Origin of the sequence: Variovorax sp. V93, assembly GCF_041154485.1 — a bacterium.
In the GTDB taxonomy this organism is placed as follows: domain Bacteria; phylum Pseudomonadota; class Gammaproteobacteria; order Burkholderiales; family Burkholderiaceae_C; genus Variovorax; species Variovorax beijingensis_A.
In genome coordinates this window covers 4,012,268-4,024,402 of sequence record NZ_AP028669.1, presented here as the reverse complement: position 1 = coordinate 4,024,402, position 12,135 = coordinate 4,012,268, and the positions used below count along the sequence as shown (strand labels likewise).

The window sequence follows — 12,135 nt, the reverse complement described above, 5'->3', positions numbered from 1 at the left end:
CACACCGGAAACGACGCATCCCGCATATGCAAACTCGTTTTTCTGCGTTCGCTTTTTCCGGCTGCCTCGGTACGGTCCGGTGCATGACATCTGACTTCCCGATCGACAGGCGCCGCCTGCTGCAGGCCGCCGCAGGCTGGAGTGCCCTGGGCGCGGCGCGGGCTGCGGCACCGGCGCGCGACCTTTCCGGCGTGACCTTGCGCGTCGGCACCTACAAGGGCCTCTGGCGGCCGCTGCTGCAGGCTTCCGGCCAGGCCAACACGCCCTACAGGATCGACTGGCGCGAGCTCAACAACGGCGTGCTGCACATCGAGGCCATCAACGGCGATGCGCTCGACCTGGGCTCGGGCAGCGAAATTCCACCGGTGTTCGCGGCGCGGCAGAAATCCAGTGTGAAGCTGGTGGCCGTGACGCATGAGGACCTCAACAACCAGGCCACGCTGGCACGCAAGGATTCGCCGATCCGCCGCATTGCCGACTTCAAGGGCAAGCGCGTGGGCTATGTGCGCGCCACCACCTCGCACTATTACCTGGCCCGGCAGCTGGCCGAGGCGGGCCTGTCGTTCAGCGACATCCAGGCCGTGAGTCTCACGCCTTCGGACGGCCTCTCGGCCTTCGCGCGCGGCGATCTCGATGCCTGGGCCATCTACGGCTACAACGGCCAGATCGCGCGCATCCAGTACGGCGCGCGCACCATCAAGACCGGCGTGGGCTACCTGTCGGGCAATTTTCCGATCTACGCCAACCCGCGTGCGCTCGACGACGAACTGCGCCGCGCGGCATTGAGCGACCTGTTGCAGCGCCTGCAGCGCGCCTTCGCATGGATCAACGGCAACTTCCTGGCCTATGCGCGTGCGCAATCGGCCGAGACGCGCGTGCCGGTCGGCGACCTGGTCGAACTCTTCAACGGCCGCAGCGACGACTACAGCCTCGGCCCCGTCACCGACGCCGTGGTGCGCAGCCACCAGCAGGTGGCCGACACCTTCCTGAAGATCGGCGTGCTCGACGGCCCGGCCGACGTGACGCCCCTGTGGGACCGCAGCTTCGAGAGCGTGCTGCGCCCGCCTGCCGCTTGACCCACCACGCATCCATTCTGAAAACACGAGGACACCATGAGCCAGAACGACGTTGAATTCATCGGCATGATCCAGGGCCAGAAGGTCTCGGAGATCCACGCCGCCAAGGGCCCGGCCATCGACCGCGACTACGTGCGCGCCTTCGCCCAGGCGCACGAGAACGCCGGCTTCGACCGCGTGCTGGTGCCGCACCATTCGACCGGCCCCGATGCCACGCTCACCGTGGCCTACGCCGCCTCGGTCACCGAGCGAATCCACTTCATGCTTGCGCACCGCCCGGGCTTCGTCGCACCCACGCTGGCGGCGCGGCAGTTCGCTTCGCTCGACCAGTTCAGCGGCGGCCGGCTCGCGGTGCACTACATCTCGGGCGGCTCCGACGAGGAACAGCGCCGCGACGGCGACTGGCTCGGCCACGACCAGCGCTATGCACGCACCGACGAATACCTCGACGTGCTGCACAAGGTGTGGACCGCCGACAAGCCCTTCGACCACGAAGGCGCGCACTACCGCTTCCAGAACGCCTTCTCCGAAGTGAAGCCGGTGCAGACGCGCAATGGCAGGCCGCATGTGCCGGTGTATTTTGGCGGTGCTTCGGAGGCGGCGATTCCGGTGGCCGGCAAGTACGCCGACGTGTATGCGCTGTGGGGCGAGTCGCTCGACCAGGCGCGCGAACTCACGACGCGCGTGCGTGCCGAGGCCGCCAAGCATGGGCGCAGCGTGCGCTTCTCGGTCTCGTTCCGCCCGATCCTCGCGCAGACCGAAGAGGCCGCGTGGGCGCGCGCCGAGAACATCTTGGCTGAGACGAAGCGCCTGCGCGTGGTGCAGGGCTACAACCGCGGCGGACCGCAGCAAAGCGAAGGCGCGAAGCGCCTGCTCGCCGCGGCGGAGAAGGGCACGCGGCTCGACAAGCGCCTGTGGACGGCGGTGGCGCAGGAGATCGGCGGCCGCTCCAACAGCACGGCGCTGGTCGGCACGCCCGAGCAGGTGGCCGATGCGCTGCTCGACTACTACGACCTGGGCGTGACCACCTTCCTGATCCGCGGCTTCGATCCGCTGGAAGACGCGATCGACTACGGCCGCGAGCTGATTCCGCGCACGCGCGAGCTGGTGGCGCAGCGCGCGGCTTTGGCTCGCAAAGCGGCGTGACCTGACTTTCTCCCTCCCCTTTCGGGGGAGGGCAGGGGTGGGGGCTCGCGGCCTCGACCACTGCCACTGCATTGGAAGCCGTCGTGCCCCCATCCCAGCCTTCCCCCGGAAGGGGAAGGAGCAACACCCAATACCCCAAGAGATCTCCGATGAATGTCGTTCTTTCCATCGACCGCCACGCGGCCCAGCCGCTCAAGCTCAACCCTCACCCGCAGCAGAAATACTGGTTCGACCCGATCCCGCCGCGCACCAGCGTGCAGGCCGAGCGCCGCCACCGGCAGGAGCGTCTCGCAGGTGCATTCCGCCTGTTCGCGCGCTTCGGTTTCGCCCAAGGCTTGGCCGGCCACATCACTGCGCGCGACCCGGAGCTCGGCGATCACTTCTGGGTCAATCCGCTGGGCGTCCACTTCTCGCGCATCAAGGTCTCCGACCTGCTGCTGGTCAATGCGAAGGGCGAGACGGTGATCGGCGACCGGCCGCTCAACAAGGCCGCCTTCGCGATCCATGCCGCGATCCACGAGCACAACCCGAAGATCGTTGCCGCCGCGCATACGCATTCGACCTACGGCAAGGCCTGGTCGACGCTCGGCCGCAAGCTCGACACGATCACGCAGGACAGCTGCGTGTTCCACGGCGACGTGGCACTGTTCGACGACTTCACCGGCATGGTGGTCGACACCAGCGAGGGCGAGCGCATCGCGCGGGCGCTGGGCGACAAGAAAGGCGCGATCCTCAAGAACCACGGCATCCTGACCGCGGGCCCCACGGTCGAGGCCGCCGCCTGGTGGTACATCGCGCTCGACAACGCCTGCCACACGCAACTCCTTGCCGAGGCCGCCGGCAAGCCGCAGCCCATCGACGAGGAAACCGCGCGCCACACGCACAGCCAGATCGGAGGGCCGGAGGGGGCCATCCATTCCTTCGACAGCCTCTACGAAGGCCTGGTCGAAGCGGAGCCCGATCTGCTGCTCTGAAGAAAAACTACTGGAGTTCCCGATGACCGCATCTCTTTCACGCCCTATATCGCGCCGGGGTGTCCTGCGCGCAGGCGGCGCCGCTGCCGTGGTCGCCTCGGGCGGCCTGATCGCCTCGCAGGCCTTCTCGCAGCAGGCACGCAAGCTCACTTTTGCATGGAACGCCGCCGCGTTCTGCCTCTCGCCCGTCGTCGTTGCACAGGAGCGCGGCTACTTCGAGCGCAATGGCCTGCAGGTGGACCTGATCAACTACACCGGCTCCACCGACCAGCTGCTGGAGTCGCTGGCCACGGCCAAGGCCGATGCGGCGGTGGGCATGATCCACCGCTGGCTCAAGCCGCTGGAGTCGGGCTTCGACGTGAAGATCGTCGGCAGCTCGCACGGCGGCTGCGTGCGGCTGGTGGGTGCGAAGAACGCGGGCGCGACCAGCCTTGCGAGCCTCAAGGGCAAGATCATCGGCGTGTCGGACATCGCGAGCCCGGGCAAGAACTTCTTCTCGATCCTGCTCGCGAAGAACGGCATCGACGCCGACAAGGACGTGACCTGGCGCCAGTACCCGGCCGACCTGCTCGACATCGCGGTGCAGAAGGGCGAGATCCACGCCATTGCCGATGGCGACCCCAACGTCTACCTGATCGAGAAGCGCAACAAGGGCGCCTTCGTGGAGATTGCGAGCAACCTCTCGGGCGAATACAAGGACAAGGTCTGCTGCATCGTCGGCGCGCGCGGCGAACTGGTGCGCAAGGACAAGCCGACCGTCGCGGCCCTCGTGCGCGCCATCGCGCAAGCCTCCGACTACGTGGCCGAGAACCCGAACGAATCGGCGAAGCTGTTTGCGAAGTATTCGCCCAAGGTGCCGGTGGAAGACCTGCGTGCGCTGCTCGGCACGCTCACGCACAGCCACCATCCGCTCGGCAAGAACCTGCGCGACGAGGTGGAGTTCTACGCGCGCGATTTCCGCGGTGTCGGCGTGCTCAAGAAGACCACCGATCCGGTGCGCTTTGCCGAACACGTCTCTTTCGATCCACTCGCATGAGCACCCCAGACCCCGCATTGGGCTTCGATTCACTCCCCTTCCGGGGGAGGGCGAGGGTGGGAGCCGCGGCGCCCGAACGCGCGCCGGCTCCTGCTTCGACATCGACCCGCATTCAAGCAGCTGCGCCCGCATGGGGCATCGGCTTCGCCGCCGCTGCGGCATGGTTCGCCCTGGGCCTGCTCACGCTCTGCTGGCCGAACAAGCCCGTCGGCTTCAGCGACTGGGCCTACACCGACGAGTTCGGCATCGCCGCCATTGCGGTGGGCGCATTGCTGCTGGCCGTTGCATCGCTTGGGCCGCGCGCCGGCCGCGTTGCGCGCACGCTGCGGCCCGCGGGCCCATGGCTGGTCGCGCTGCCCGTGCTGTTCGCCATCTGGGAGATCGCGACCGCCAAGCTCGCGCTGCTCCCCACGCCGTTCTTCGCGCCGCCGCAAAGCCTGGTCGAGACCTACATCGACGACTGGCGCCGCCTCGGAGAAAGCCTGCTGCACTCGACCCGGCTGCTGGCCCACGGCTTCGTGCTGGGCGCGCTCGCGGGCTTTCTCACGGGCGTGACCATCGGCTGGTCGCGCATCGCGGGCTACTGGGTGCATCCGGTGCTGCGCTTCGTGGGGCCGGTGCCGGCTTCGGCGCTGCTGCCGCTGGCGTTCTTCTTCTTTCCGTCGAGCTATGCGGCCGCGGTGTTCCTGATCGCGCTCGCCACGGGCTTTCCTGTGGCGGTGCTCACCTGGTCGGGTGTCGCTTCGGTCAACCGCAACTACTACGACGTGGCGCGCACCATGGGCGCGAGCGAGCGCTTCCTGGTGCTGCGCGTGGCGATTCCGGCTGCCTTGCCGCAAGTGTTCGTGGGCCTTTTCATGGGGCTGGGCGCGGCGTTCTCGGTGCTCGTCACGGCCGAGATGATGGGTGTGAAGGCCGGGCTGGGCTTCTATCTTTCGTGGGCGCAGGGCTGGGCCTCGTACTCGAACATGTACGCCGCGCTGATCGTGATGGCCGTGCTGTGCTCGGGCCTGATCACGCTGCTCTTCAAGGTGCGCGACCGCGTGCTGTCGTGGCAGAAGGGGACCGTGAAATGGTAGCCATTGCCGATGCAAACGTGCGCCAGGCCGGCGCGCACATCGACATCCGCGGCGTGAGCCATTGGTTCGATGTGCCTGCGGGGCCGCTGCAGGTGCTCGACGACATCGACCTCACGGTGAAGCCCGGCGAGTTCGTCGCGCTGCTGGGGCCGAGCGGCTGCGGCAAGTCGACGCTGCTGCGCCTGGTGGCGGGGCTCGAGCCTGCCACGGCCGGCCGCATCACGCAGGACGATGCGCCCATCACGCGGCCCGACCCCTCGCGCATCGTCGTGTTCCAGGACCCGACGCTCTACCCCTGGCGCAGCGTGTGGGACAACGTGGCGCTGGGCCTGCAGGCGCGCGGCGTGCTCAAGGCGCAGCGCGGCCGCGTCGACGAGGCGCTGAAGCTTGTCGGCCTCGCCGACTTTGCCAAGGCCTTTCCGCACCAGCTCTCGGGCGGCATGGCGCAGCGCGTGGCGCTGGCGCGTGCGCTGGTCAACGATCCACAGCTGCTGGTGCTCGACGAGCCGCTCGGCAAGCTCGACTCGCTCACGCGCATCGCGATGCAGAGCGAGCTGGTCAACCTGTGGCAGCGCGCGGGCTTCTCGGCGCTGCTGGTGACGCACGACGTGGAGGAGGCGCTGTTCCTCGCCAACCGCGTGATCGTGCTCAGCGACCGGCCGGCGCGCATTGCGGCGGAGATCGTGGTCGACCTGCCGTATCCGCGGCACCGCGGCCATGCGAGGCTCGCCGAACTGCGGCACGAGGCGTTGCGGCACCTGGGGCTCGACGCCACCTGGTGAGATGAACAGCACGCCCGAGGCCGATTGGCTCAACCTGCTGATCGGCCTGCTGCAAGGCGCCCAGCTGCAGCTGCTGCGCGTGCTCGATGCACTCGGGCTCGCGCAGCATGTGCACGGCCAGCCGGCGTGGCCGTGGGCGCGGCGGCTGTCGGGCGAGAACCTGCTGATCGACCTGGGACAGGCGCGCAGCTTGGCGTGGACGCTGGTGTTCGTCGCAGTGGCGGTGCTCGCTTTGCTGCTCGCGCTGCTCTGGCCGCGCCTGCGCTTCTACTTTCTCGCGCTGGTGCCGATGCTGCTGATCGCAGCGCCCTGGCCCGAGTCGCGCGTCGTGCTGGTGCCTGCAACGCCCACCAGCTTTCAGGCATCGCCGACCGGCTTCACGGCCGAATCCATCGCCCGGGGCCGTGTGATCTACCAACAGAACTGCGTGGCCTGCCACGGTGCGGACGGCAAGGGCGAAGGCCCGCTCGCAGCCTCGCTGGCGGTGTGGCCGCCGGACCTCAGCGGTCCGTTGCTGTGGCGGCGCGCCGATGGCGACCTGCTCTGGCGCATCCTCCACGGCACGCGCGATGCGCAGCAGGGCGGCCAACCCACGATGCCCGGCTTCGCCGGAAAGCTCGGTGAGGCCGACGCCTGGGCGCTGGTCGACTACATGAAGGCGCAGGGCGCGGGCCAGAGCCTGCGTGCGCTTGGCAGCTGGCCGCAACCCATCGGCCTGCCCGACATGGCGGTGCGCTGCGGTTCACAGCCGCCACGGCTGCTCGCGAGCTGGCGCGGGCAGCGCGTGCGCATCGTGGCGGGCGGCGCGGTGCCGGCCGAAGACCCGCGCCTCGTGACCGTGCTGCTGCGGCCGCCTGCGAGCGCGGTTGCAACGGCTGCCGATTGCGTGGCCGACTCCGCCGCCGGATGGGAGGCGCTGGCGCTCATCGCCGGCACCGAGCAACTGGCCGGCACCCAGCTCATTGCCGATCGCGACGGCTGGCTGCGCGCACGTGGTGCGCCCGGCAAGGCGGGCTGGTCGGACGACGACCTGCTGTGCCGCAGCGAGCGTGCGCCCGACGCGGTGGAGCAGGGCGCTGCTGCACTGCCTGCCGACGGCCTGGGCGCGCTGATTGCCCGCATGGACGCGCAGCCGGTGCGCTTCGTCAAGGGCGGCTTCATCCACTGACTTTTTTCTTGTCTCGACTGAACACGGAGAACCCATGAACCCACATCTCGACCGATCACGCCGGCAGTTCCTTGCACGCGGCCTCACCGCCGCCGTGGCCTTGCCCGCCTTCTCATTGCAGGCCCGCGCACAGGGCCGCCCCCTTCTCAAGGCCGGCGACCAGAAGGGCGGGCTGCGCGCGCTGCTCGAAGCGGCAGGTGGACTCGAAGGCCTGGGCTACGACATCCAGTGGTCCGAGTTCCCCGCGGCTGCGCCGCTGGCCGAGGCGCTGAATGCCGCGGCGGTCGATTCCGGTCCCATCGGCGATGCGCCGCTCATCTTTGCGCTTGCGGCCGGCACGCGCGTCAAGGCCATCGGCGCGAACCGTTCGGATTCGTACGGCACGGCAGTGCTGGTGCGGCCCGATTCGCCGCTCAAGACCGCCGCCGATCTCAGGGGCAGGAGCATCGCGACCAACCGCGGCTCCATCGGCCACTACGTCACGCTCAAGGCCATCACTGCGGCCGGCCTGAAGCCCGAGGACGTCAACATCCGCTTCCTCGCGCCGGCCGACGCCAAGCTCGCGCTCACGCAGGGCTCGGTCGACGCCTGGGCCACCTGGGAGCCCTACACCGCGCTGGCCGAGGTCAGCCGCCATGCGCGCGTGCTCGTGAGCGGGCGCGGGCTGCTGCCGGGGCTCAGCTACCTCGCGGCCACCGATGCAGCCATTGCCGCCAAGCGGCCGGTGCTGCAGGACTTTCTGCAGCGCGTGGTGAAGGCCCAGCTCTGGTCGTACCGCAACGTCGATGCCTATTCGGCCGCGCTGGCCCGCATCATCGGCATTCCGCCCGAGGCGGCCAAGCTGCAGTTCGAGCGCCGCCAGCAGAAGTGGGTGCCCATCGATGCGCAGGTCATTGCCGACCAGCAAGGCACGGCGGATTTCTACCGCCAGGTGGGGCTCATCAAGCAGCCGCTCGATGTGAAGAGCACATTCGACACGGGGTTTGGCGTGGCGGGCTGAGCAAGAAGCGCAGGGCCGCGTTTGGCATTCGCACAGATACGTCCGGCGCGCGGTGCTTGCGCGGTCGCTTCACGCCTTGCGCGACATCGCTTCTTGCAGCGCCTCGGCCGTTCCCCAGTGCTGCAGGAACTCGATTTCGTCGGCCTTGCTCAGCTTGCCTTGTGCCCGGTAGACAAGTGCCGTCATCACAGCGCCTGCCTGTACCGGCTTGTCTTCCGGTTCGCCCATGCCTGAATCGCTTTGCCATTCCTTCGGGAACGTAGGCCATGAGCAAGTCACTTGGCTCATCATGTGGAAGCTTGTTTCCATGAAGCCCGGTTTCTGCTCCAGTTGGTACTGGCGCCGGCTCGGCTTGCTGCAATAGGTGGTGTAGTCCGGATGCAGGTAGCGGGCGATGCCTTTGTAGGTAGAGGAAGCATCGGCAGGCACGTGATCGACCGTGGGGCCGGCCTCCATGTATTGGCGGATGTACTCCCACAGGGACGCTGCCTCTTGCGGACCCGACAGCCCCGGTCCGACGAAGATGCAGTCTTCGCCCTCAGCGCTCGGATCGGTCGGATTGAACGGCGGGTGGTAAAGCGCCAGCGCCTTGATGGTCTGCTTGGCGCCTGCGCTGGCCCCTTCGGATTCGAGCAATGCCACCAGGCGCTCCCAGTCCAGCACCACGTTGCCGCCGCAGTAGGCAGGCCGCAGCACATACACCTTGCGGGTGAGCCGGTTGAAGCGGATGCGTCCCCGGGCATGGGTGAAGAAGCAGGTGCGCATGCCCATGTAATGGAACCACGCGAAGATCATGAAGGCGCTGGCCGATGCGAGGGGAAATAGCAGGAGCCAGCCGAGCCACAGATCCGTTGACGAAACACGATCGCTTCTCACGAAGAAGAAGATGATCTGATTGAACAGCAATGGGTGAATGGCCAATCCATACCACATCCATATCAGCACGAGAGCCGGCAGGAGGACATAGAGATTCCCCATTCCGGCACGCCACTGCAAATCCCAACCCGGGTTGCACAGTTCCAGGTACGCATCGTTCTGGGCGTAGGCAGCCCGACCTGGCATCTCGACACCGCGCGCACCGGAGCGCTGGGTCGGCCAGTGTTTTTGCCCTTGCAGGTTGATGTGGGCGCGGCCTTTTTCGGGGGAGCGGCGCCTGGCCAGCCAGTAGCTGTTTTCTCGAACGAACATGAAGGGTTCTCAAGTAGGGTGCAGTTCGGCCTGCACGTTACTCAGTTCCTGCAGCGTCTCTTGCAGGTCGTGATGAATTGGTTTCTGGCCTTTGCGATTCACGCTTAAAGGAATGTCGCGCAACCAAGTGATCCATTTGTCTTCGCTTAGAAGCAAGATCGCGATGGTTGCGCCGATGACCAGGACGGCACCAACTAGGCCCAATACAACGGCGGCAGCGGCCCAGGCTGCGCTGCTGACGCCGAGGACTGCAGCGCCGGTGCCGAGAATGGTGAACACTGTTCCGGCGGCACTTGCAACTTGGGCCGCATACAAAGCATTGTTGCCCCGCTCTCTCGATTTCCACGCATCCATAGCATCCAGCACCGCCGACACCGCCGCTGCCGGCCCCAGAAACTTGAAAGCCGTCAGTCGCAGGCTCCTCAGATGCGCGGCGTTGATCGAGTCCAGCCCTTGCTGTAGGGCCTTGTACTTGTAGATGTCCGCACTCTTCACTCCCTTGTAGATCGTGTCGTCATAGGCCTTGGCTCGCCAGTCGTACAGGCTGCCGATGCCTTGAAGGGTCTGTCCCATCAGGTCGGCGCCGCTGCGCGCGTCCAACTTGGTGCCGAACTGATTGCCCTTGATGATGGCGCTCGCCACATCGAACAGTCCACCCAGCATGGCAGCGCGCGTGCCGGGTGCAGCTTTGCGAGCGCGCCGCAGCGCCTCTGCTTTGCCTGCACGGGTGGTTGGTGCGGCGAGACCCTGCAGCTTTCTGGCGCGCAGCTCGATACGCTTGGCGTTGTCGGCGACGTCGCTCCTGAGCTGTGCGACTTCATCTTGCACGGTGCTGCCCATGGTGCTCATGCCGGCAAGTGCCAAATGCTGTGTCAGCCGGGCGCCGATGGCCGAGGCGGGCAGGTCGTTGATGCCGGTCATCGCTCGCGCGCTCAGCAGGGAGAACACATGACCGACCCAAGCCGATTTTCGCAGCAAGGCCGGTGCGTCGGGTTGGTTCGCTTGCTCGATGAAACCCAGTGCCTTGTCTCCCAGCGCCAAACGGCCTGCGACGAGCTTGAGAGTATTGGCCAGCCCGTCGGCGAGCGCGGTTTCGGGATCCGGCGCCGGCAGAGGCTTCGGTGCACCATCGATTTCCTTGTAGGTGGCCTTGAGCGTGCTGCTGTTGAAAGACAGCATGCGGGACAGTGCGTGATCGTCCCAGAGAGCGATCTTTTGAAGCCATGTTCGTCCCCAGGCGTGGCTCTCCAGGTTGCCCATGCATTGGGCAAGCTGCAGGCTCAAACTGGCACCACCGCCCGGCTTGTCGATCTTGTTGTCCTTGCTGCTGTAGCGGTCCATTGCCTTCCTGGTTTCCGCGCCGGCGAGCCAGTTGCCTTGATCAAGTCCGAGTCTGTCGCGCAAGGCGGAAAGGCGGTCGTACGCGGGCTTGTGGGTGTGCTCCAGGAAGGTCTTGGCTGTGGCGGCATCGAAGAGCTCCGTGAACTTCTCGTCGATTTCCTTGATGGATTCATCCAGTGCTCTTTTTCTGTTGTACTCCCGGTTTTCGTTGCGCGTAGCAAGTGCCGCCGCGCGTTCGCGTGGATCGTGCGGCAATGGGGCGTAAAACATCTTGGATTCTTCGTAGCCCCTGTTCACGGATATCGCGGCCCCCTTCTTGATCAGGTCGCGCAGGCTTTGCGCACCGATCGCCGTTTGGAGCACCCATTCGTTTGTGACGTCCGTAGCGAACCCTTTCGCTTGGTGCACTTGCCAATGGGTATAGGTGACCTGCACCTCGGATTGCAATTGTCCCAACTCCTGGCAAATACCAATGGCATCGCTGCAGGCCACGACCGCTCCCTTGTGGGTCTGCAGAAACTCGACCATCTTCCTCAGCCGCTTGCCATGGGCTTTGTCGTAAGTTGGACCGGTGCGTTTGCGGGTGTCGTAGGACACGTCCTCGGTCCCGGTGAAGTCACCCATGGCTGTAACCGCCGGCGTCCGGACTTCCACCTGTTCCTCATAGTCTCCCCAACCCCGCTCCTGCGCATTGCTGCCCATCAAGCCATACATGAGGGGCTCGCACGCATCGCGGACCGCCTCGCTGCTCGATGCGCTGAACTCCACCACCTGCCCATTCAACTGTCCAGGCTGCAGCGTGTCCTTCTGGCTCGTGCTCCCGCCCGCCCATCCTGCAACGTCGAAGCCTTGCATGTATTTGCCCAGGTTCGGCTCGATCTCTTTCTTCAAGTGCTCGTAGTCGATCGGGTCGGGGTGGAACATGTAGTCGAGCTTGGTGACGTTCTTTGCGTCGCCCACCCACACCATGGAGCTGTTGGCGCCGCGGAACTCCATCTCGCAGGCCGGATGAGAGGCTGCCGCCTGCGGCAGCGCCACCGGGAATTCGCCCAGGTAGCCATGCGGATGCACGATGTAGCCCTGCCACTCGGGGCTGACGCCTTTGCGCTCGATGCGCAGGTAGAGATAGCCCGCGCGCAGCATGCGCACGTTGTACAGCGCCGTTTGCATGGCGATGTCGCCAGGGGTGGCCTGCAGCTGGCCCTTGGGTTGCAGCGGCTTGAGGGCCTCCATGCCCTTGGCCTGCGCGCTGTAGGCCGCTGCATAGCGGACAAACAGAATGGGCAGGCCTTTACGGTCGCAGTTCTTGCAGGGTGTGGCGCAGGGCATCGGGTTTCTCTTCTTT

The 12,135-nt window shown here is 66.4% G+C and carries 10 protein-coding genes; 8 read left to right on the top strand and 2 right to left on the bottom strand.

What is annotated here, in order from left to right; genetic code table 11:
* Window positions 1–83 precede the first annotated feature (83 nt).
* The 8 genes from ACAM54_RS19010 to ACAM54_RS18975 all read left to right on the top strand — a co-directional run bounded on the left by ACAM54_RS19010 (window position 84) and on the right by ACAM54_RS18975 (window position 8,261).
* Window positions 84–1,076: an ABC transporter substrate-binding protein gene (locus ACAM54_RS19010; protein ID WP_369648595.1), complete on the top strand. Its 993-nt coding sequence runs from the start codon at window positions 84–86 to the stop codon at window positions 1,074–1,076.
* A gap of 36 nt (window positions 1,077–1,112) precedes the next feature.
* Window positions 1,113–2,222, top strand: a complete 1,110-nt coding sequence (locus tag ACAM54_RS19005) for an LLM class flavin-dependent oxidoreductase (protein ID WP_369648594.1) — start codon at window positions 1,113–1,115, stop codon at window positions 2,220–2,222.
* Between the two features lie 149 nt (window positions 2,223–2,371).
* Complete coding sequence (locus tag ACAM54_RS19000; RefSeq protein WP_369648593.1) at window positions 2,372–3,196, top strand: class II aldolase/adducin family protein; 825 nt, start codon at window positions 2,372–2,374, stop codon at window positions 3,194–3,196.
* A gap of 22 nt (window positions 3,197–3,218) precedes the next feature.
* Window positions 3,219–4,232, top strand: a complete 1,014-nt coding sequence (locus ACAM54_RS18995) for an ABC transporter substrate-binding protein (protein WP_369648592.1) — start codon at window positions 3,219–3,221, stop codon at window positions 4,230–4,232.
* Entirely contained in the window at window positions 4,229–5,311 is a 1,083-nt protein-coding gene (locus ACAM54_RS18990) for an ABC transporter permease (protein ID WP_369648591.1), read from the top strand. The genes ACAM54_RS18995 and ACAM54_RS18990 overlap by 4 nt, the downstream gene beginning before the upstream one ends.
* A complete protein-coding gene (locus tag ACAM54_RS18985) occupies window positions 5,305–6,093 on the top strand; it encodes an ABC transporter ATP-binding protein (RefSeq protein WP_369648590.1) in 789 nt (262 codons plus the stop codon). Before ACAM54_RS18990 ends, ACAM54_RS18985 begins: the two co-directional genes overlap by 7 nt.
* Window position 6,094: 1 nt before the next feature.
* The gene (locus ACAM54_RS18980) at window positions 6,095–7,261 is read left to right on the top strand and encodes a cytochrome c (protein WP_369648589.1); all 1,167 of its coding nucleotides are present in this window, start codon (window positions 6,095–6,097) and stop codon (window positions 7,259–7,261) included.
* A 34-nt stretch (window positions 7,262–7,295) separates the two neighbouring features.
* On the top strand, window positions 7,296–8,261 hold the full coding sequence (locus ACAM54_RS18975; RefSeq protein ID WP_369648588.1) for an ABC transporter substrate-binding protein: 966 nt from the start codon (window positions 7,296–7,298) through the stop codon (window positions 8,259–8,261).
* 69 nt (window positions 8,262–8,330) lie between these two features.
* On the opposite strand, the gene ACAM54_RS18970 is transcribed toward ACAM54_RS18975, so the two are convergent.
* Window positions 8,331–9,449, bottom strand: coding sequence for a DUF6708 domain-containing protein (locus tag ACAM54_RS18970; RefSeq protein WP_369648587.1), 1,119 nt, complete (start codon window positions 9,447–9,449; stop codon window positions 8,331–8,333).
* A gap of 9 nt (window positions 9,450–9,458) precedes the next feature.
* Window positions 9,459–12,119: a T6SS effector BTH_I2691 family protein gene (locus ACAM54_RS18965; RefSeq protein WP_369648586.1), complete on the bottom strand. Its 2,661-nt coding sequence runs from the start codon at window positions 12,117–12,119 to the stop codon at window positions 9,459–9,461.
* Window positions 12,120–12,135: the final 16 nt, after the last annotated feature.